General features: G+C 71.2%; 16 protein-coding genes and 1 rRNA gene. 8 read left to right on the top strand and 9 right to left on the bottom strand.

Annotation, left to right across the window (positions count from 1 at the left end; translation table 11 throughout):
• Window positions 1-83 (bottom strand): 16S ribosomal RNA (locus CW359_RS34630); the annotation flags it as partial.
• Between the two features lie 567 nt (window positions 84-650).
• Here CW359_RS34630 and CW359_RS34620 point away from each other — a divergent pair.
• Both CW359_RS34620 and ptsP read left to right on the top strand, forming a co-directional pair.
• Window positions 651-1100, top strand: coding sequence for a PTS sugar transporter subunit IIA (locus CW359_RS34620; RefSeq protein WP_105974176.1), 450 nt, complete (start codon window positions 651-653; stop codon window positions 1098-1100).
• 79 nt (window positions 1101-1179) lie between these two features.
• Entirely contained in the window at window positions 1180-2850 is a 1671-nt protein-coding gene (gene ptsP, locus CW359_RS34615; protein WP_105974175.1) for a phosphoenolpyruvate--protein phosphotransferase, read from the top strand.
• A 90-nt stretch (window positions 2851-2940) separates the two neighbouring features.
• On the opposite strand, the gene CW359_RS34610 is transcribed toward ptsP, so the two are convergent.
• From CW359_RS34610 to CW359_RS34595, 3 genes are all read right to left on the bottom strand, one after another.
• Window positions 2941-3834, bottom strand: a complete 894-nt coding sequence (locus tag CW359_RS34610; protein ID WP_105974174.1) for a hypothetical protein — start codon at window positions 3832-3834, stop codon at window positions 2941-2943.
• A gap of 226 nt (window positions 3835-4060) precedes the next feature.
• Complete coding sequence (locus CW359_RS34600) at window positions 4061-4369, bottom strand: hypothetical protein (protein WP_232838735.1); 309 nt, start codon at window positions 4367-4369, stop codon at window positions 4061-4063.
• A 200-nt stretch (window positions 4370-4569) separates the two neighbouring features.
• The gene (locus tag CW359_RS34595) at window positions 4570-6546 is read right to left on the bottom strand and encodes an acetoacetate--CoA ligase (protein WP_105974172.1); all 1977 of its coding nucleotides are present in this window, start codon (window positions 6544-6546) and stop codon (window positions 4570-4572) included.
• A 181-nt stretch (window positions 6547-6727) separates the two neighbouring features.
• Here CW359_RS34595 and CW359_RS34590 point away from each other — a divergent pair, with 181 nt between their 5' ends.
• The gene (locus tag CW359_RS34590; protein WP_105974171.1) at window positions 6728-9094 is read left to right on the top strand and encodes a glycoside hydrolase family 31 protein; all 2367 of its coding nucleotides are present in this window, start codon (window positions 6728-6730) and stop codon (window positions 9092-9094) included.
• A 6-nt stretch (window positions 9095-9100) separates the two neighbouring features.
• Here CW359_RS34590 and CW359_RS34585 read toward each other — a convergent pair whose 3' ends face one another.
• Window positions 9101-9634 carry an NUDIX domain-containing protein gene (locus tag CW359_RS34585; RefSeq protein WP_105974170.1) on the bottom strand — a complete coding sequence of 178 codons (534 nt, stop codon included), beginning with the start codon at window positions 9632-9634 and terminating at the stop codon, window positions 9101-9103.
• Window positions 9635-9876: 242 nt separating this feature from the next.
• On the opposite strand from CW359_RS34585, the gene CW359_RS34580 reads away from it, so the two are divergent.
• From CW359_RS34580 to glpK, 5 genes are all read left to right on the top strand, one after another.
• The gene (locus CW359_RS34580) at window positions 9877-10302 is read left to right on the top strand and encodes a Zn-ribbon domain-containing OB-fold protein (protein WP_105974169.1); all 426 of its coding nucleotides are present in this window, start codon (window positions 9877-9879) and stop codon (window positions 10300-10302) included.
• Entirely contained in the window at window positions 10299-11489 is a 1191-nt protein-coding gene (locus CW359_RS34575; protein WP_105974168.1) for a lipid-transfer protein, read from the top strand. The genes CW359_RS34580 and CW359_RS34575 overlap by 4 nt, the downstream gene beginning before the upstream one ends.
• A 146-nt stretch (window positions 11490-11635) precedes the next feature.
• The gene (locus CW359_RS34570; RefSeq protein WP_105974167.1) at window positions 11636-13261 is read left to right on the top strand and encodes an EAL domain-containing protein; all 1626 of its coding nucleotides are present in this window, start codon (window positions 11636-11638) and stop codon (window positions 13259-13261) included.
• An 836-nt stretch (window positions 13262-14097) separates the two neighbouring features.
• Entirely contained in the window at window positions 14098-14823 is a 726-nt protein-coding gene (locus CW359_RS34565) for an MIP/aquaporin family protein (protein WP_105974166.1), read from the top strand.
• Window positions 14824-14901: 78 nt separating this feature from the next.
• The gene (gene glpK, locus CW359_RS34560; RefSeq protein ID WP_105974165.1) at window positions 14902-16413 is read left to right on the top strand and encodes a glycerol kinase GlpK; all 1512 of its coding nucleotides are present in this window, start codon (window positions 14902-14904) and stop codon (window positions 16411-16413) included.
• Window positions 16414-16550: 137 nt separating this feature from the next.
• Here glpK and CW359_RS34555 read toward each other — a convergent pair whose 3' ends face one another.
• The 4 genes from CW359_RS34555 to CW359_RS34540 form a co-directional block, all read right to left on the bottom strand.
• Window positions 16551-17156: a GTP-binding protein gene (locus CW359_RS34555; RefSeq protein ID WP_105974164.1), complete on the bottom strand. Its 606-nt coding sequence runs from the start codon at window positions 17154-17156 to the stop codon at window positions 16551-16553.
• A gap of 79 nt (window positions 17157-17235) precedes the next feature.
• Window positions 17236-17631: a DUF742 domain-containing protein gene (locus CW359_RS34550; RefSeq protein ID WP_105974163.1), complete on the bottom strand. Its 396-nt coding sequence runs from the start codon at window positions 17629-17631 to the stop codon at window positions 17236-17238.
• Window positions 17632-17640: 9 nt separating this feature from the next.
• A complete protein-coding gene (locus tag CW359_RS34545) occupies window positions 17641-18081 on the bottom strand; it encodes a roadblock/LC7 domain-containing protein (protein ID WP_105974162.1) in 441 nt (146 codons plus the stop codon).
• A complete protein-coding gene (locus CW359_RS34540) occupies window positions 18078-21092 on the bottom strand; it encodes a nitrate- and nitrite sensing domain-containing protein (RefSeq protein ID WP_105974161.1) in 3015 nt (1004 codons plus the stop codon). Before CW359_RS34540 ends, CW359_RS34545 begins: the two co-directional genes overlap by 4 nt.
• Between the last annotated feature and the right edge of the window lie 205 nt (window positions 21093-21297).

The raw sequence follows: 21297 nt of genomic DNA, 5'->3' as shown, positions 1-21297 counted from the left end.
CCGAAGCGGGTTCATCGTTCGACTTGCATGTGTTAAGCACGCCGCCAGCGTTCGTCCTGAGCCAGGATCAAACTCTCCGTGAATGATTACCCGTAATCGGGTGCACACCACGAGAGCGGAACAGTCAAGCGGAATAAGCCCGACCGTTCACAGCGTCCTCGCTGTGTTTACTGCATCAAAGGAACCTCGACCACCACACAATGCGGTGGACGGGGTATCAACATATCTGGCGTTGATTTTTGGCACGCTGTTGAGTTCTCAAGGAACGGACGCTTCCTTCGTACTCACCCGAGAATCTCTCTCAGGTTTTCCTCTGGGCGCTTCCCTTCGGTGTTCCAAACTCTATCAGTGTTTTTCCGTCTCCCTGACCACCGTTCAGCAGGCATGCAGAACGAGACCCCGGGATAGGATCTGACAAGTTGGATGCTGCCGACCAAGGACGCTTGTTCGCGTCACTCGGCCCCAGGCAGGAGTAAGACTCTACACGGGCGCTCAGAGCACGCGCAAATCGATTGCGTGGTGCTCCGCGGACGTCAACCGGCGTCTCTCGCACGGAACCGGCACTTCATATGACATACGCTGCTCAACAGTGTGCCGTCCGGGACAGGCAGTGACGGCCCGTATGAATCTCCACCCCCGGGAGGCTTCCCTTGACCACCGTGACGTCCCCTCTTGCAGGGCGTGCCATCGGACTGGCCGCCGTGCCGGATCCGGTCTTCTCCGGAGCCATGGTCGGCCCCGGCACCGCGATCGACCCCGTGCGTGAACCTTCGGAGGCCGTCGCCCCCGTCTCCGGGGTCATCGTCTCCCTCCACTCACACGCCTTCGTCGTCGTGGACGACGAGGGCCACGGTGTGCTCACCCACCTCGGTATCGACACCGTGCAGCTCAACGGCGAAGGCTTCGAGCTGCTCGTCAACAAGGGCGACACCGTGACGCGCGGTCAGAGCGTGGTGCGCTGGAACCCCGCCGCCGTCGAAGCCGCCGGGAAGTCTCCGGTGTGCCCGATCGTGGCCCTCGAAGCCACCGCCGATTCCCTCTCCGATCTCGTCGAGGACGGCGCCGTGAAGGCCGGCGACAGCCTCTTCGGCTGGCAGTGACTTCTGCGCCGGCTCATGACGGCAGGTAGGAAAACCACCGCGGCGGCGGGACCCGCCGCACTAACGGAGAACAGGTGAGATGGAGACAACGCTGCGAGGCGTCGGTGTGAGCCACGGTGTGGCGATCGGCGAGGTACGGCACATGGGAACGGCGGTGCTGGAGCCGCCGGCCAAGCAGATTCCGTCCGAGGACGCGGAGCGCGAACAGGGGCGTGCTCGCCAGGCCGTGGACGCTGTGGCGGCCGATCTGAATGCGCGCGGCAATCTGGCCGGCGGCGAGGCCCAGGCGGTGCTCGAAGCGCAGGCCATGATGGCTCAGGACCCCGAGCTGATGGCGGACGTGGAGCGGCGAATAGCGGTCGGCAGTACGGCCGAGCGCGCTGTGTACGACGCCTTCGCCGCGTACCGCGCCCTGCTGGCCGGTGCCGGTGAGTACCTCGCCGGTCGCGTGGCCGACCTGGACGACGTGCGGAATCGTATCGTCGCCCGGCTGCTCGGGGTGCCGATGCCCGGTGTTCCCGACAGTGACGAGCCGTACGTACTTATCGCCCGCGATCTCGCGCCTGCCGATACCGCGCTGCTGGATCCCACGCTGGTCCTCGGCTTCGTCACCGAGGAAGGTGGGCCGACCAGCCACAGCGCGATTCTGGCGCGGGCCCTCGGTGTCCCCGCCGTGGTGGCGTTGCCCGGGGCGAGCGAGCTTGCCGAGGGCACGGTGATCGCCGTGGACGGCAGCACCGGCGAGATCTTCGTGGAACCCAGTGCGGAGAAGAAGACGGAGCTGGAGGCGGCTGCTGCCCGGCGCAAGGCGTCGCTGTCCGCCTCGACCGGGCCGGGGGCCACCTCCGACGGTCACAAGGTGCCGCTGCTGGCGAATGTCGGCGGCCCTGCGGACGTACCGGCTGCCGTCGCGGCCGGGGCCGAGGGTGTCGGTCTGTTCCGTACCGAGTTCCTGTTCCTGGACGACAGCAAGAACGCGCCGTCCGAGGAGAAGCAGATCGAGGCGTACCGGCAGGTTCTGGAGGCCTTCCCCGAGGGGCGGGTCGTCGTCCGGGTGCTGGATGCCGGTGCGGACAAGCCGCTGGACTTCCTGACGCCTGCCGACGAGCCGAACCCGGCTCTGGGTGTGCGCGGGCTGCGGAGTCTGCTCGACCACCCCGATGTGCTGCGTACGCAGTTGACGGCGCTTGCCAAGGCCGCGGAGGGACTGCCCGTCTACCTTGAGGTCATGGCTCCGATGGTCGCGGACCGGACCGACGCCAAGGCGTTCGCGGACGCCTGTCGTGCGGCCGGGCTGCGGGCCAAGTTCGGTGCCATGGTGGAGATCCCGTCGGCCGCGCTGCGGGCGCGGTCGATTCTGCAGGAGGTCGAGTTCCTTTCCCTGGGGACCAATGACCTCGCGCAGTACACCTTCGCCGCCGACCGGCAGGTGGGTGCGGTCTCTCGTTTGCAGGATCCGTGGCAGCCCGCGCTGCTCGACCTGGTCGCGCTGTCCGCCGAGGCGGCGCGGGCCGAGGGCAAGAGCTGTGGTGTCTGTGGGGAGGCGGCGGCCGATCCGTTGCTCGCCTGTGTGCTGACCGGTCTGGGTGTCACCTCTCTTTCCATGGGTGCGGCTTCGATTCCGTATGTGCGGGCGTCCCTGGCCAAGTACACGCTGGCGCAGTGCGAGCGGGCCGCCGCCGCGGCCCGGGCCACGGACAGCGCCGAGGAGGCGCGCGACGCCGCGCAGGCAGTGCTGTCGGGCGAGTAGAGCGCGTAGGGCGGGTTCGGGTTCGGTGTCGATCTCCGTTCATCGAGGGGCGTCCCACTTCTTGTGGGGCGCCCCTCGCCCGTTGCTCGTTCAGTGAGCGTGTCCTGTTGTCGGTTCCTCTCCCACCAGGTCGGGGGGTGTGGAGTAGTCGACGTCCGATTCCGGGGCGATGAGGTCGCCTGATTCGGCGTCGGTGCAGTAGGCGTCGAAGACCTCGCCGGCGGTCAGGGGTTCTACGCCGTTTCCGCGCAGGCGCCAGCCGTAGATGCGGTCGGTGGTGTCGGGGGCGGTGGTGCGCATGACGAGGCCGCCGGGGCTCTGGGAGGCGAGGCCGAGCGCCAGGACCGTGGTGAATTCGAGGGCTTCGGCCTCGTCGAGTTCCGTGGCGCCCTCGCTGTCGTCGTCCGCGTGGAGGACGGCGACCAGTGTTTCGGCCGGTGTCGTGACGCTGCAGACGAGGTGCCTGTTGCCCGGCGGGGCGGTGTCGATGATGCGGACGAGGAGGTTCGAGGCGCGGGCGAAGGCCGCGCGTCCGATGTCCTCGCCGCAGGACGCGCAGGCTCCGATGCGGGCCAGGAGTGTGGCGGCGTACTCCCAGGTCGCCTGTCGGACGGCCTCGTCGACCAGGTCCGGGACGAGTTCCGCGAGGGGTTGGCCGTCGTACGGAACGGTGGGGCCTGTGGTCGCCAGTTCCGCTGTGAAGCGGGTGCGGCTCGACGGGGCGTCCGGGTCGAGGTCGGCGGCGGTGCAGAACTCGGCGTACTCCTCGGGGTCGAAGAGGGCGACGGTGGTGTGGTTGCCCTGGGCGGCGAGGCTCTTGAGGAGGGCTTCCACCTCGCGGAGGTAGGCCTTGTGGTTGTCGAAGGTGAAGGTGCGGTAGCGCCGCATCGCACGGAAGTCGTGCTCGTCGGTGAGCAGGCCGATGGTGCCCGCGATCTCGCGGCGCAGAACGCGCCGCATGGTCGAGTAGCCGGTGTTCGCCATGGTTCCCCCTGTGTGCGGTCGATCAATGCTCACTCACAGTAACCGGGGGCACTGACAATCGGGTTCGGGTCGGGCGGTCGCGGGCCGGGCGGTGCTGGATCGCGCAGGTCACAGCGATGTCGGCGCCGAAGCAGGTCCAGTCGAGGGGGCCGCTGTGGCGCCGAGGCGGGCCAGGGGGGAAGCGGTCGGCGGGGTGGCCTCCCAGGCACCTCACGTTGCTGTGCCGTCAAGTTTTCGGGATGAGTCCGCCGAACACGGCGCGGTCGTAGAGCCGTTGGTGCCACTCGTTGGTTTGGGGTGCGGGCTGGGTGGTGAGCACGGGGTCGGGGCCGGTCTCGATGAGGTGGAGGAGGGTCCAGGCGACGCCGTAGCAGTCGTCCGGGCCGAAGCAGGAGGCCAGCGCTCGGGCTTCCTCTTCGGTGACCGGCTTCGGGATCGCGTTGAGCTGTTGGACGCGTCTGTCGATCTCTTCTTCGCTCGCGTCCCAGTCGGGAAGCGGGCCGTCGGCGACGAACGTCTGCACTTCGGGTCTCATGGGCGAATGATCGGCTTCCGTCGCCACTGCGAGCAAAACGTCTTTCCTGGTCCCGGACGGGCTGCGGGACCAGGCCGGCGGGCGTCCCGATCCCGTCGTGCCCAGTCGGCCGGCGCGGCGCGGTCGGCCTCGGACTTCGTCGCCGTACTGGTCGAGTCCGAGGCCGCCTAGGGTGGTTGGCCGGTGTCCCGGGGTGCGGGTCAGGCGCGTTTGCGGGCCAGTTCCTCGTAGAAGCTCAGCAGGTCGAGGTTGTCGATGGAGCCGGGGTTGACGGCCTTCTCCAAGGGGCTGCCCTGGAGGAGGCGTTTCACCGGGACCTCGATGCGTTTGCCCGTGAGGGTGTGCGGGACTCCGGGGACCTCGATGACCTCGTCGGGGACGTGGCGCGGGGAGAGCTGTTCGCGGATGGTCTGTTTGATGCGCTTCAGGAGGGCCTCGTCGAGAACGGCTCCGGGCGTCAGGTGGACGAAGAGCGGCATCCAGTAGCCGCCGTCGGGCTGTTCGACGCCGATGACCAGGGATTCCCTGATCTCGGGGAGGCGTTCGACCGCTTCGTAGATGTCGGCGGATCCCATGCGTACGCCCTGGCGGTTGAGCGTGGAGTCGGAGCGGCCGTGGATGATCACGGAGCCGCGCGAGGTGACGGTGATCCAGTCGCCGTGGCGCCAGACTCCGGGATAGGTGTCGAAGTAGCTGTCGTGGTAGCGGCTGCCGTCGGGGTCGTTCCAGAAGCGGATGGGCATGGACGGCATCGGGTTGGTGACCACGAGTTCGCCGACCTCGTCCACGAGGGGGTTTCCGCTCGGGTCCCAGGACTGGAGGTCGGTGCCCAGGCCGGGTGCCTGGAGTTCGCCGATGTGCACCGGGAGGGTCGGTACGGCTCCTGCGAAGCAGGAGCACACGTCCGTGCCGCCGCTGACCGAGGCGATCCACCGCTCGGGGCCGTTCGCGGCGAACTCGTCGTGCAGCCAGCGGAATCCGTCGGGGGGCAGCGGTGATCCGGTGGTGGCGACGCACTGCACCTTGGAGAGGTCGAAGTCGCGGGCCGGGTGCACGTCGGCCTTGCGGCAGGCCATGACGTATGCGGCCGAGGTGCCGAAGAGGGTCGCCCCGGTGCGTTCGGCGATCCGCCACTGGGCGCCTGTGTCGGGGTAGCCGGGGCTGCCGTCGTACAGGACGATCGTCGTTCCGGTCAGGAGGCCGGAGACGAGGAAGTTCCACATCATCCAGCCGGTGGACGTGTACCAGAAGAAGCGGTCCTCGGGGCCCAGGTCGCAGTGCAGGCCCAGTTGTTTGAGGTGCTCGACGAGGATGCCGCCCTGGGACTGGACGATGGCCTTGGGGAGGCCGGTCGTGCCCGAGGAGTAGAGCACCCACAGGGGGTGGTCGAAGGCGACCTGCTCGTAGACGGGGGGCACGTCCGCGGAGGTGAGGGCGGACCAGTCCAGGGCGCCTTCGGGTGCCTCGGTGCCCAGCAGCGGGATGTGGACGACGGCGCGCAGGGTGGGCAGTTCGCGGCGGAGTTCGGCGACCGTGTCACGGCGGTCGTGCTCCTTGCCGCCGTAGCGGTAGCCGTCGACGGTGAACAGCACGACCGGTTCGACCTGCTGGAAGCGGTCGAGGACGCTGCGGGCGCCGAAGTCGGGGGCGCAGGAGGTCCATACGCCGCCCACGGCGGCCGTGGCGAGCAGGGCGACCACCGCTTGCGGAACGTTCGGGAGATAGCCGCTCACGCGGTCTCCCGGGCGTACTCCGAGGGCACGCAGCTCGGTGGCGAGGGAGCCGACCTGGCGGCGCAGCTCGGACCATGTCACCGGGCGGGGTTCGTGGGTCTCGTCGACGTGCAGGAGGGCCGGTTCGTCCGCGCGGGTGTCCGCGGCGCGCAGGGCGTGTTGGGCGTAGTTGAGGGTCGCCCCGGGGAACCATTCGGCGCCGGGCATCGAGCGGTCGCCGAGCACGCGCGCGTAGGGGGTCGAAAAGCCCACGTCGAACCACTCGGTGACGGCCTGCCAGAAGGTGTCGAGCCTGTCCACGGACCAGCGGTGCAGTGCCGCGTAGCCGCCGTCGGCGGGGGCTCCGTGCCGTTCCGCCGCCCAGGCCTGGAACTTGGTGATCCGCGCCCGGGCGACGCGTTCTCGGTCGGGCTGCCAGAGAGGTGGGGGGTTCGTGGTGGTCATGGGGCGGCTCCCGGACGGTGCGCGTGACACGGCTGACACGGACCATGCCATCTGATCGACTGCCACACCAGGGTGCGCCTCGCGGGTGTCGTGTCACGGAGATGAAGATGTGCTCCCTACCGGGGTGAACGGCTGTTGAACGGTACGCACATCGGGCGAAGTCAGTGGCAGGCTGAGCAGCATGGACGGTCGTGACCTGGTGCGTTCGGTGAAGGCGGTCGGTTCGGCGGGTGCGGCCCAGGGGCTGCGCACCGTACGGGCCGCATGGCGCAGGCGGCGTGCCGACGCCGCCGGGCTGCCGCCCCGGGGCACCGAGCGCGCGCGGGTGCCGGGACCCGTGCGGGACGTGCGGCCGGGGGCCGGTGGTGGTGTCGTCCGGTTCGCGCGGGCGGAGCTGCGGATCGTCGTGGCCGTCAACGGGGCGGTCTTCTGGGGCTGGGACGGGGCCGGTCCGGAGCCGTCGTACGCGCTCTCGGGCCGTTGTCCCGAGCCGGATCCGCGCACGCGGCTGGAGCCGGACAAGGACGGTGGCTGGCGGGTCGTGGCCGAGCGGGTGACGGTCGTGGTCTCGCGGCACGGTTCGGTGGAGGTGCTCACCCCCGGCGGGGTGAGCCTGCGCCGGGAGCTGCCGCCCCGCTGGTGGGAGCCCGTGGGCGGTGGTCCGAGCCGCTGGACACAGCGCTCCGAAGTGGCTGCGGACGCGCGGTTCTTCGGACTCGGCGGACGCGCTTCGGGGCTGAGGCTGCGTGACGGGACGTACCGCCTTTGGAACACGGATCCCGGTCGGGCCTTCGGGCCCGGCGACGATCCGCTGTACATCACCATGCCGGTGCAGCTGGTGGTGGCCGACGCGGCGACCCACCTGGTGTTCCAGGACACCTCCTGGGACGGCACGGTGACCCTGCGGGAGGGTGAGGAGGGCGCGGGTTCCGGGCACGACCGGGCCGGCATGTGCGAGCTGCGGATGGACGGCGGGCCGCTGCGCTGCTGGATGATTGTGGGTACTCCCGCGCGCGTGCTGCACACCTGGGCCGTGCTCACGGGTGTGCCCGCGCTGCCGCCTTCCTGGGCGCTGGGCCACCATCACGCGCGCTGGGGCTTCGGTGACGAGCAGGAGGTGCGGCGGATCGTCGCGGGCTACCGGGAGCACGGTCTGCCGCTCGACGCGGTCCATCTCGACATCGACCACTTCGACGGGCACCAGGTGTTCACGGTCGACCAGGACCGGTTCCCCAAGCTGCCGGCCCTCGCCGAGGAGCTGCGGCGCGACGGGATCAGGCTGGTGTCGATCGTCGACCCGGCGGTCAAGGCCGAGCCGGGCAACGCCGTGTACGACGGCGGCAGCGCCGAGGACGCATTCGTGCGGGACGCGTCGGGGCAGGTCGTACGGGGAGTCGTGTGGCCCGGGGAGTCGGTCTTCCCCGACTTCACGCACGCGCGTGTGCGTGCCTGGTGGGGACGGTTGTACGAGGAGCGGCTCGGGCAGGGGTTCGCGGGTTTCTGGCACGACATGAACGAGCCCACGTCCTTCGCCGCGTTCGGGGAGTCGACCCTGCCGCGTTCGGCCGGGCACGCGTTGGAGGGGCGTGGCGGCGACCATCGCGAGGCGCACAACGTGTACGCCCTGTGCATGGCCCGGGCCGCCTACGAGGGGCTGTGCGAACTGGCGCCCGAGGAGCGGCCGTTCATATTCTCCCGCTCCGGGTGGGCCGGTATGCAGCGCTACGGCGGGACGTGGTCCGGGGACGTGGCGACGGGCTGGCCGGGGCTGCGGGCGTCGCTGTCGCTGGTCATGGGCCTCGGGCTGAGCGGGGTGCCCTACTCGGGCCCGGACGTGGGCGGTTTCGACGGGAGCCCGTCGCCCGAGCTGTATCTGCGGTGGTTCCAGCTGGGCGCCTGGCTGCCGCTGTTCCGTACGCACGCGAGTCTGCGGGCGGGGCGCCGGGAGCCCTGGGAGTTCGGTGCGGACGTCCTGGAGCACGCGCGCGTGGCGCTCGTCGAACGGCGGCGGCTGCTGCCGTACTTCATGACGCTGGCGCATCTGGCGCGGCGCACGGGGGCGCCCTATGTGCGGCCGTTGTGGTGGGGGGCGCCCGAGGAGCGGGCTCTGCGGGACTGCGAGGACGCCTTTCTGCTGGGTGACTGTCTGCTGGTGGCGCCGGTGCTGGACCCGGGTGCGGACCGGCGTGCGGTGCAGCTGCCGCGCGGGCGCTGGTACGACACGGTGACGGAGCAGGCGTACGAGGGGCCCGGTCAGGTGCTGATCGACGCGCCCTTGTCGCGGATCCCGGTTCTCGCGCGCGCGGGTGCCGTCGTGCCGGTGCGGGGTGACGACGGCGGTCTGGTGCTGGAGGTGTGGGCGCCCGCCCTCGGGCGTACCGGGGGCGGGCTGGTGGTGCCGGACGAGGGTGACGGGTGGGAGGAGGCGGACATCGAGCGGTACGTCACGCGCTGGGAGGGGCGGCGGGTGGTCGTCGAGCTGTACGGGGAGGACGGCGTGAGCGAGCCGTCCCGCCCCGTGCGGGTGCGCGGACTCGACGGGTACTGAGCGGGCTCAGTAGCGGCCCTCGAACCACGCGCGTGCGGCCACCGTGTGCAGCGGGAAGGCCAGCTCCTCCGGCCTGCGCAGCAGGTGCCAGCCGTCCGTCTCATCGGTGGCGGCGGACTCCGGGAGGTGGTCGGCGGGGCGTTCCGGCAGGACGCCGAAGAGCAGCAGGTGCCCGTCCGGCGAGCTGAGCGCGTCGACGAGCCGGACGTCACGGCTCGCCGCCTCGATGCCCGTCTCCTCCCGGAGTTCGCGGACCAGGGCCTGGCGCCAGTCCTCGCGGTGGTCGACGTAGCCGCCGGGCAGGGCGATGCCTCCGCGCGCGGGGGCGATGGTCCGGGTGATGACGACCAGGGCGGTGCCCTTGGTGTCGTACACGGGCTGGAGTGCCACCGCGACGGGCAGCGGGTTGCGGTAGGCCACGTTGCCGCAGGCGGGGCAGGTGCGGGGCCAGCCGGAGATGCCCTCTCCGTAGGGCGCTCCGCAGCTCGAACAGTGGGAGTCCGGGGCGGAGTTGTCGGTTGATAGTTGATTTACGGACACGCCGCGGACTGTATCCGATCATGCGGACGGGGGCCTTCCGGGGGCGCCCCGGGCACCGGCACGTGACAGGGGCGGCCGGATCCACCCCCGTGGGCCCCGGCCGCCTCTACCGATACGACGACGCACGCGGGGCGTGTCCGGTTCTGTGCGACGGCTGCCCAATCCGGAGGGACCGTGCCACACTTCTGACGTTCCGTCAGATCCGGTTCGCTGGAGGGGATGTGACACGTACCCGCACACCTGTGGTCGCCGGGTGGTTCGCCGGGGCCGGGGACGGCTTCCGGCTCCTCGGCACCCGCTGCTCGGCCTGCGCCTCGGTGTTCTTCCCCCGGGAGGACGTCCACTGCCGCAATCCGGGGTGCCCGGGCGGTGAGCTGGCCGAGGTGCCGCTGTCCCGGCGCGGACGCGTCTGGTCGTACACCGACGGCCGGTACCGGCCTCCGTCACCCTATGTGACCGATCCGGAACTTCCGTGGGAGCCGTACACGTTGATCGCTGTGGAGCTGGAGTCCGAGCGGATGGTGGTGCTGGGACAGGCGGCTCCCGGGGTCACCGTCGCCGATCTGACGGTGGGCATGGAGGTGGAGGTCGTCCAGGGGGTGCTCCACGAGGACGCGGAGACGACCTGGACGACCTGGAACTGGCGGCCTACGGGGGCGGTGAAATGACGGGAGAGGTGGCGGTGCTCGGTGTGGGCATGCACCCCTGGGGCAAGTGGGGGCGCGGCTTCGCCGAGTACGGCGCGGTGGCTGCGCGCGCGGCGCTCGCCGACGCGGGGGTCGACTGGCGGGACGTCGACTCGGTCGTCGGCGCGGACACCGTGCGTGGCGGTTATCCCGGGTATGTGGCGGGGGCGACGTTCGCCAAGGCGCTGGGCTGGCAGGGCGCCCGGGTGACCAGCGTGTACGCGGCGTGCGCGTCCGGGGCGCAGGCGGTCGCGGTGGCCCGCGCGCAGATCCTCGCCGGGCTCGCGGAGGTGGTGCTCGTCGTCGGGGCGGACTCGGCACCGAAGGGGTTCTTCCGGCCGGCGGGAGGGGACCGGCCGGACGACCCGGACTGGCTGCGGTTCCGGGTCCTGGGGGCGACGAACCCGACGTACTTCGGGCTGTACGCGCGGCGGCGGATGGCGCTGCACGGCGACACCCTGGAGGACTTCGCGCAGGTCAAGGTGAAGAACGCCGCCCTGGGGGCGCTCAATCCGAACGCGCGCTACCGCAAGCGGGTCACGGCCGACGAGGTCGCCGCGTCCGCGGTGGTCGCCGATCCGCTCCGGCTGCTCGACATCTGCGCCACCTCGGACGGCGGGGCCGCGCTGGTGCTGACCGGCATGGAGTTCGCGCGCCGACACGGGGTGGCGGAGCCGGTGCGGATCCGGGCGGTGTCGACGGTGACACCGCGGTACCCCACCACCGTGCTGGACCTGCCGGACATCGCCACGGACTCCGCGGTGGCCGTCGAGCCGGCGGGCGGGACCTTCCGGGCGTCGATCGCGCGGGCCGCCTACGAGGAGGCGGGCATCGGCCCCGAGGATCTGTCCCTGGCCGAGGTCTACGACCTGTCCACGGCCCTGGAGTTGCAGTGGTACGAGGATCTGGGGCTGTGCGGCGAGGGCGAGGCGGTGAAGCTGTTGCGGGAGGGTGCGACGGCCCCCGGGGGCCGAATACCCGTCAACACCAGCGGCGGTCTCGCCTCTTTCGGGGAGGCCGTGCCCGCGCAGGCCATCGCCCAGGTGTGCGAGTTGACCTGGCAGTTGCGGGGTGCCGCCGGTGACCGGCAGGTCGCGGGCGCCCGTGCGGGCATCACGGCCAACCAGGGCCTGTTCGGGCACGGGTCGTCGGTGATCGCGGTGCGGTGAGCGTGGTGTGGGACTGGAGGGGCCTGTGGTGCGCGTGCGGTGTGCGTCCAGCTGGGATTTTCCACGCTCTGTGATCGGCCCGGAATCGTGCGTGAACACCTCGTGAACTGCGCCCGGGCGTACGCCCGGAGCGCGAAGATGCTGCCGTGCCCTCCTGGACGGACGCTCTCCGTTTCGCCTTCCAGCCGGTCGTCAATCTGACGACGGGCGGCGTCGCGGCGCTGGAGATCCTGGCCCGACCGGAGAGCGGCGACATCCTCGCCCGGGCCCGCCGTGACCCCGAACTCGACGGCCGGCTGGCCGCGTTGGCGGTCCGGACGGCGGCCGGCCGGGAGACGCTGCTGCCGCTGCACGTCAACGTGTTCGCCGGCACCCTCGCCGACCTCGGCGGGCTGGCCGCCCTGCACGACGCCGTGCGCGAGGCGGGACGGCTGCCGTGGGAGGTCACGGTCGACGTGGTCCCGCCGTACACGCACGTGCCGCAGCGGGCGCTGCTGGAGGCGGTGGAAGTGCTGCGCGGCCAGGGCTTCCGGATCTGCGCGGACGGCGTCGGCGACGGGGACGTACCCCTGCGGCTGCTCACGGACCTGGCGCCCGACCTGGTGAAGCTGGACACGTCCCTGCTGGGCCGGTCGGCGCCGGTGCGGGCGATGCGGACGCTGTGCGAGCAACTGGGCGCGCTCCTCTCGGTGGAGGGCGTGGAGACCGAACTGCAGTGCACCGCCGCGGTGTCGGCCGGGGCCCAGCTTGCCCAGGGCGAGCTGTTCGCCCCGCCGACCCGGCTGCCCACGGCGGAGGTATACGTTCCGCCGCTCTCCCCCGGGATGGCCGCCACGCCCCCTTCGGGGCCGTCGGTACGGCAGTTCGTGCGCCCGGCCGCGCTGTTGCCGGCGACCGCGTCCGCGGACCGGGTACGGGCGCTGCTCACCGGTTCGCCCGAGGTCTCCGGGGTGGTGCTGGTGGACGAGACCGGGGTGCCCATCCGTTCGGTGCACCGCTCCCGCTTCCTGCTGTCGATGTCGGGCCGCTACGGGCACGCCCTGTACGCCGACCGGCCCGCCGCCAAGCTGGGCGACCCTCCGCGCACCGTCGGCGTCGACGCGACCGCCTGGGAGGTCCTGGACGTGGTCGCGGACGGCGACCGGGACCGTACGTCGGACGACGTGGCGGTGGTCGACCGCTACGGGCGGTGCGTGGGCGTCGTACGGCTGGCGGATCTCGTACGGGCGCTCGCCGAGAGCCGGGTCGAGGAGGCAGCGGCGCTCAACCCGCTGACGCGGCTGCCGGGTTCGGACGCGATCACCGCGGAGGTGGACCGGCGGATCGCGGACGGGCGGGTGTTCGCGCTGAGCCGGCTGGACGTCGACCACTTCAAGCGGGTCAACGACGGTGCCGGGTTCGCGGCCGGGGACGAGCTGATCCGGTCGGTGGCGCGGGCGTTGGCGCAGTCGGCGTCCGGCAGCACGCGCGTGGGGCACATCGGCGGGGACGACTTCCTGGTGCTGGCGGACCCGGAAGGCCTCGATCCGCTGGCGTCGGCGGTGCTGGACACGCCCTGGTATGCGGGCGGACATGCCGTCACCCTGTCCCTGGCGACGGTCCTGTGCACCCCGGGCAGCGTCACGGACCACAGACAGGCCGCCGCATGCCTGGCGCCCCTGAAGCAGGCGGCGAAGGCCCTGGACGGGGCGAGCTGGGTGCTCGGCCGGGCAGGGCGGCCCGGTTACGAGATCCGGCGGGGGTCGGTGGCGGCCCCGGCACAGGCGGGCTGAGGGGGAGGCCGCTCCGAGGGAGGTGCATGGCATCCGCCAGGGGGCCATGTGCGCGCAGTCCCGTCGCGCCTGCCCGGAGGGCCATCCGTCGGCGGCAGAAGGGCCCCTCTGGAGGAGCCCGCCAGGCGTCGCGGGGGCGGGGGTACCCGCGGAGGCGCGATAACAGCGGCGGGAGGCCACCCCGAGGGAAGCCGCCTCGCATCCCGCCAAGCCATGTCCGCGGAGGCCCGTCATTCGCCCGGGGGGCCATCCGTCGGCGGCATGAGGGCCCCCTCTGAAAGAGCCTTCCAGCCGTCGCGGAACTCGGGACACCCGCGCACGCGGGGAAACAGCGGCGGGCAGGCCGTTCCAAGGGAGGGCCGCGCCCCGTACGCCAAACCGTGTCCGCGGAGGCCCGTCATCCGCCCGGAGGGTGGGCCCGGCGGCAGTACGGGTGGTGTCCTGAGGTCCCCTCTGGGGCAGCGTGCCCGGCGTCGCAGGGTCCGCGGCACCCGTGCAGGCGGAGTGAGGGTGGCGGAGCGGTCGTACCAGGAGGGGTGTCGTGGGGTCCGGCAGGGGTCGCTCAACCAGTGTCGTCGGCGACCTTGACGCTCACAGGGCGTCGGAGAACACTTCCGGTGTCAGTCGGCATCGCCGCACATTCTCGGCGTAATCAGGCAATGCGCCGTGTGGGCCCCAGCTGCGCCACGGGCCTCACCGCGAGCGATCCGGCACGCTCGTCGCGGACGCCGGGCGGGGCGCGGGTACTGCCTGCCCTCGGCTGAAGCAGCCATGGGAACGCACCCTGCAAGGTCGACCGGGGCCGGACCGCCCCGGGCGATGACCTAGGAGCCGCCATGAGCAATGGGGACATCTTTGTCGGCGAGATCATCGGTACGGCGATCCTGATCCTCTTCGGCGCCGGCGTGGTCGCCGCCGTCGTACTGAACTACTCCAAGGCGAAGGACGCCGGCTGGATCGTCATCACGTTCGGGTGGGGTTTCGGCGTGCTCGCCGGGGCGTACACCGCCGCGCCACTGTCCGGCGGGCATCTCAATCCCGCGGTGACGATCGGGATCGCGGTCGACACCGGGGACTGGGACAAGGTGCCCGTGTACATCGCCGGGCAGATGGTCGGCGCCTTCCTCGGCGCGGTCCTGTGCTGGCTGGTGTACTTCGCCCAGTTCCAGGCCAACGCGGAGGACGAGATCGCCCAGCCGACGCTCGGGATCTTCTCCACCACGCCCGCGATCCGCAATCCCGTCGCGAACCTGGTCACCGAGATCATCGCGACCATGGCGCTGGTGCTGCCGATCCTGGCCTTCGGGCTGACCAAGGGGCTCGGCGAGTCCGGCACATCGATCCTGATCGTCTCCTTCCTGGTGGTCGGCATCGGTCTGTCGCTCGGCGGACCCACGGGGTACGCCATCAACCCGGCCCGTGACCTGGGCCCGCGTATCGCCCACGCCCTGCTCCCGATACCCAACAAGGGCACCTCGGACTGGAGTTACGCGTGGATCCCGGTGGTGGGGCCGCTGATCGGCGCCGTGCTGGCGGGGATCGTCTTCAACGCGGCCTTCTGACCCGCCGACACGCACGCCACACGCACGCACGCGCCTGCCGGGCCGCAGACTTCCGGAGCTTCCCACGAAGGGGACGTCATGACGGACAAGTTCGTCGCCGCGATCGACCAGGGCACCACGTCAAGCCGCTGCATCGTCTTCAACCAGGACGGCGCGATCGTCGCCGTCGACCAGCGCGAGCACCGCCAGATCTTCCCCAAGCCCGGTTGGGTCGAACACGACGCCACCGAGATCTGGTCGAAGGTGCAGGCGGTGGTCGCGGGCGCGCTCGCCAAGGCCGGGCTGCGCGCCGACCAGCTCAGCGCGCTCGGCATCACCAACCAGCGCGAGACGACCGTCCTGTGGGACCGCGCCACGGGCAAGCCGGTGCACAACGCGATCGTCTGGCAGGACACGCGTACGGCCGCGCTCTGCAACGAACTCGGCGGCACCGACGGGCAGGACCGTTTCCGCGAGCAGACCGGACTGCCCCTGGCCAGCTACTTCTCCGGCCCCAAGGCGGCCTGGCTGCTCGACAACGTGCCGGGGCTGCGGGCCCGCGCAGAGCACGGTGAGATCGCCTTCGGCACCATCGACTCCTGGCTCATCTGGAATCTGACGGGCGGCACCGACGGCGGGCGGCACGTCACCGACGTGACCAACGCGGGCCGCACCATGCTGATGAACCTGGAGACCCTCCAGTGGGACGCGTCCATCCTCTCCGCGATGAACGTCCCCGAGGGCATCCTCCCCGAGATCAGGTCCTCGTCCGAGGTGTACGGCACCGCGGTGGGCCAGCTCGCGGGCGTCCCCGTGGCCTCCGCGCTGGGCGACCAACAGGCCGCGGTGTTCGGCCAGGCCTGCTACGACGTGGGGACGGCGAAGAACACGTACGGCACGGGCAGTTTCCTGCTGCTCAACACCGGTACGCGGCCCGTTCCCTCGAAGAACGGCCTGTTGACGACGATGGGCTACAAGATCGGCGGCGAGGCGCCCGTCTACTGCCTCGAAGGGTCCATCGCGATCACCGGAGCGCTGGTCCAGTGGTTCCGCGACCAGCTCGGCATCATCCGTACCGCCGACGAGATCGAGACCCTCGCGGAGAGCGTCGACGACAACGGGGGCGCGTACATCGTGCCCGCCTTCTCCGGTCTGTTCGCACCCTATTGGCGCTCGGACGCGCGCGGGGTGATCACCGGTCTCACGCGGTACGTCACCAAGGGGCATCTCGCGCGGGCGGTGCTGGAGGCGACGAGCTGGCAGACGCGGGAGGTCGTGGACGCCATGTTCCAGGACTCCGGGGTGCACATCACGACCCTGAAGGTGGACGGCGGCATGACGAAGAACAACCTGCTGATGCAGCACCAGGCGGACGTCCTCGGGGTGCCGGTCATCCGGCCGAAGGTCTCCGAGACGACCTGCCTGGGAGCGGCGTACGCGGCCGGGCTCGCGACCGGAGTGTGGAACGACCTCGACGAGCTGAAGTCGCACTGGCAGAAGGACGTCGAGTGGACGCCCGCCATGGAGGCGTCGGTGCGCGACCGTGAGTACCACAACTGGCGCAAGGCCGTGGAGAAGAGCTTCGGCTGGGAGGACGAGGGCCGGAGCTAGCCGCCTCTCGAACCTGGGAACGCGAAAGCGGGAACGCGGAAAAAAGCGGTCCACGCGCGCGCGTGCCCTTCGGACCACGGCCCGTACCCCGGTCGGCGGGGGTACGGGCCGTGCTCGTTCGGGGTGGTGCGCAGCCGTCAGGTCGTGACGGCCGCGCGGCGGTCGGCCGCGTACGCCATCGCGTGCTGGACCACGCCGATGAGGACCTCCTTGACCGACTCCCGGTCGCGCGCGTCGCACAGCACGAGCGGCACGCTGGGGTCCAGGTCGAGGGCCGCGCGGACGGACTGCGAGGGGTAACGGGCCGCTCCGTCGAAGCAGTTGACGCCCACCAGGAAGGGGATGGACCGCCGCTCGAAGTAGTCGACGGCGGCGAAGCTGTCCTCCAGCCGGCGGGTGTCGGCGAGGACGACCGCGCCCAGGGCGCCGGTGGCCAGCTCGTCCCACAGGAACCAGAAGCGGTCCTGGCCGGGCGTACCGAAGAGGTACAGGACCAGGTCCTCGCGGAGGGTGATGCGGCCGAAGTCCATGGCCACGGTGGTGGTGTTCTTGCCCTCCACGCCGCTGGTGTCGTCGACCGGGCGGCCCGCCTCGGTGAGCAGCTCCTCGGTGCGCAGCGGCTTGATCTCGCTGACCGCGCCGACGAGGGTCGTCTTGCCCGCGCCGAAACCGCCCGCCACGAGGATCTTGAGCGTGACGGGCTCGACCGGCGGCTTGCCGCGCTCAGAACGCCCGAAGATCATCGTTCTCTTCTCCTGCTGTTGTTCGGGTTCGGTGGGCGGTAGGCGGCGGCCCCCGCCACCGGGGTCTTCTCCGCGCGGCTCAGAGCGCCCGGAGGCCGCTGATCACATCGCGCAGAATGTTCTCGTCCACCAGTTCGGCAGGGGGGACGGGCCGTGTCACATGGACCATTTCCTCGTCCACGAGGTCCCCGATGAGGACCCGTACCACGCCGATGGGGAGATTGAGTTCGGCGGCGAGTTCGGCGACCGACTGGGGGGCGTCACGGCAGAGTTGGACGATGTCCACGTGTTCCGGGGACAGCATGTGGTCCGCTTCCGGATCGTCCGCGTGCGCCTCCGTGACGACCACCGCGATCAGGTCCAGGCGGTGCTGGGCCGCATGGCTGGTGCGGCCCCGCGTCATGGCGTACGGACGGACGACCGGTCCGGCCTCGTCGTCGAACCAGTGGCTTCTGGGCTGACCGTCTCCGCTCATGTCATCCCACTACCCGCCCGCGGGCAGATCGGTGCGCGGAGCGGCCCCCAGATGTACGCCGACCCGCTTCACCAGGAGGGTCATCTCGTAGGCGACCTGGCCCACGTCCGAGTCGGCGTCGGAGAGCACGGCGAGGCAGCTGCCGTCCCCGGCGGCCGTCACGAACAGAAAGGCGTCGTCGAGTTCGACGACCGTCTGGCGGACGTTGCCTGCGTCGAAGTGACGCCCCACGCCCTTGGCGAGGCTGTGGAAGCCGGACGCCACGGCGGCCAGATGCTCGCTGTCCTCCCGGCTGAGGTCCTTGGAGACCCCGGTGGGCAGCCCGTCGCCGGAGAGCACGAGTGCTCTGCGGATGCTGGCCACCCGGTCCACGAGGTCGTCGAGGAGCCAGTTGAGTTCGCCGGTCGCCTTGTCGTTCGCGCTCGGGCCGGTCGCCTGCGGTGCGGTCATCGACCGTCCCCCTTAGTCGTTCCTTGTGCTGTGCCGTCCTGGGCGCTGTCGCCCTCGGCGTTCTCCTCACGGCCGCGCTGCCAACCGCGCTGCAACGAGGCCATGCGGCTGCGGACCTGGTCGGCGTCGCGGTCGAAGAGGTCGGCTCCGTCCTGGGTGCGGGACTTAGTCCGCTCGGCGCGCCGCTCCGGGCCGTCCCTCAGCTGCGGGGCCAGGTTGGCCTGCCGGACGCGGCGGGGCAGCCCCGCCGTGCCGGACGCCGCGGGGTCGGCCGCCGCACCGGGGCGGGCGGCGGTGCCGTCGGAGCCGCCGCGCCGGGCGCGCTGCGGGAGTACCGGGGCGTCCGGCGACAGATCGGCGAGGCCGTTGCGGCCGGCCTCCGCACGTCCGCCGGTGCCACGGGCGGGCGCGTCGGGACGGTCGGCGGTGGCCGACCGGTCGCCGAAGCGTGAGACAGAAGGTTCCATACGGTCGGTGAAGGCCCTGGAGGCAGTGGAGTCCGCGCGGCTGTCGAGGCCCCGGCCGGCGGTCTCCGTACGGCTCTCCCAGCTGCGCAGGGGGGTGTCCGGGCGGTCGCCGAAGCCGTCGCCGGGTCCGCCGCCGCTGCGGCGGGCGGGCGTCTCGCCCCGGCGGCGGGCCGGGAGAGGTGCCAGCGTGTCCGGGTCCGGCGTGCCCGCGGTCTCCGGCTGGTCGTCCGTCGGGGCCGGGAGGCGCCTGGACGGCTGCTCCGTGACCGGCCGGCCGTGCGAGCTGACCAGCTTGGGAGTACGGCGGCGCGGCAGCGCCACGGCGTCACCGGGCCGGCCGGCCGCGTCGTCGGCGTGGGGCTCGCCCCGGCCGTCGGAGAGCGGCAGGCGCGGGTCCCTGGGGAGGTCGCCCGCCTCACCGGCCGCTCCGGAGAGCGAGCGGCGCGAGCGGGCGTAGGCCCCGGGGAAGTCGTCGAGGGCGTCCAGGTCGACGGGCGCCTCCAGTTCGACCGGCCCGTCGAGGAGCGAGGGGGGCAGGTTGGGGAGGCGTACGGGCCCGGAGGAGAGCGCGGCCTTGCGGCCCTCCTCGAACTCGGCCTCCTTGGAGGGCGTGGCGCGGTCGAGGCGGAAGCCGATGCCGTTGGTGTCCGGGACGTCGTCCGTGAGGAGCGCGTCGGGGACGAAGACGACGGCCGTGGTGCCGCCGTACGGGGAGGGCTGGAGGGAGACACGGACGTTCTGCCGCTGGGCGAGCCGGCTGACCACGAAGAGGCCGAGGCGGTCCGTGTCGGAGAGTTCGAACTCGGGTGTCTCGGCGAGCCGCAGGTTGGCGTCGAGGAGCGCCTCTGCGGCCATGCCCAGGCCCCGGTCGTGGATCTCCAGGGTGAAGCCGTTGGCGACCCGTTCGCCGAGTACCTGGATGGCGGTGTGCGGGGGCGAGAACACCGTGGCGTTCTCCAGGAGTTCGGCCACCAGGTGGGTGAGGTCGGCGACGGCCGGGCCGGTGACGGCCATCCGCGGCAGCCTGCGTACCTCGATGCGTTCGTAGTCCTCGACCTCGGCGACGGCCGCGCGGACGACGTCCATCAGCTGGACGGGCTTGCGCCACTGCCGGGAGGGGGCCGCGCCGGAGAGGATCACCAGGCCCTCGGCGTGCCGGCGCATACGGGTGGTGAGGTGGTCGAGGCGGAACAGGTCGGCGAGTTCGTCGGTGTCCTCGGTCCGGCGTTCCATGGTGTCGAGCAGGGTGAGCTGCTTGTGCAGCAGGACCTGGCTGCGCCGGGCGAGGTTGACGAAGACCTCGGAGACCCCGGAGCGCAGTTCGGCCTGCTTGACGGCGGCCTCCACGGCGGCGCGCTGCAGGGAGTTGAGGGCCTGGCCGACCTCGCCGATCTCGTTCTTGTCGTACTCCAGGCGCGGGACCTCGGTCTCCACGTCGACCTGTTCGCCGGCCGACAGTCTGCGCATGACGCTGGGGAGCCGGACGCCGGACGCCTCGTGGGCCTCCAGGCGGAGCTGGCGCAGGTCGCGGATGAGGGTGCGGCCGATGCGTACGGACAGGAAGAGCGAGAGCAGCAGGGCGAGCAGTCCGAGGACGCCGGCGACGACGGCCTTGACGATGACGCCCATGACGACGGGGCGGACCCGGTCCTGGTAGCGGTCGCCCGACTCGTCGTTGAGCTTGCGGAGTTCGTCGAGGACGTCGCCCGCGGTGGTGTCCCAGCTCTTCGCCGTGACACCGCGCGGTTTGCCGTTCTCGGCGCCGATGGCGGCCTGTTCGGCCACCCGGAGGGGTGCGGTGGAGGCGTTCTTCCAGAACCGGTCGTAGCGTGCGCGGTCCGACAGCGGGAGCAGCGGGAGGCTGACGTCGTACATGACGGTGCGCTGCGCCACGAGGTCGGAGATGTCGCGGGACTCGTCGCGGGTGAGCTTGCCGACGACCAGGGCCGAGCCGAGCAGGGCGTCCTCGCGGGAGAGGAGTTCGCGGGCGCGGGCGGTGTTGACGAGGGCGCGGGCCTGCTTGTCCATCTCCAGGTTGTCGATGATGTGCAGGTTGGACAGGAGGGTGTAACAGGGGTCGACCAGGCGGTTGTAGAGGTCGAGGGCCTGGGACCGGGAGACGGTGCCCTCCTCGACGCTGCGGCGCAGCGGGTCGATGCCGTCGAAGGCCTCCAGGACGGCGCTGAGCCGCTCGCTGTCGCTGTCGCTGATCGAGTTGCGCACGTCGGAACTGTCGGCGTTCTCGCGGATCTTGCCGATGACGTCGTCGGTGGCGGTGCGGCTGCGCCGCAGGGCCGCGAGCGCGTCGGAGGCGCGGGGATCGGCGAGATAGACGAGGGTCTGCCGGCGCTCCTGCTGGAGCACGCGCACCGCGTCCTCGGTCGGGTAGCTGACGTTCTCCACGACCGACGACACGTTGAACAACTCGGCCGCCTCACGCCCCGTGAGCACGGTGGCGAAGCCCCAGATCGCGGTCAGGGACACCAGCGGCACGAGAAGCAGCGCCACGATCTTCCGGCGGATGGACTTCCCGCGAAAGCGCATGGCCTCCCCCAGCTCGCCCCCGCCAGCGCGGGGGTACACATGTGCGTCAATAATCGGCGTGAGCCTACTACTGACCCACAGAGAACTCGAAGACCTGTCCGGAGGCCGAACTTCCGTCCCCCTGGCGAGAGATGGCGAGTTGTCCGATCATTACGGGAGATTGCCTCCACGAATCAGGCATCGAGAACAGGACAGCAACCTCGGT

Origin of the sequence: Streptomyces geranii (assembly GCF_002954775.1) — a bacterium.
GTDB lineage: Bacteria > Actinomycetota > Actinomycetes > Streptomycetales > Streptomycetaceae > Streptomyces > Streptomyces geranii.
Note: the sequence above shows the minus strand (reverse complement) of the source record. Positions and strands in the feature narration are given on the sequence as shown.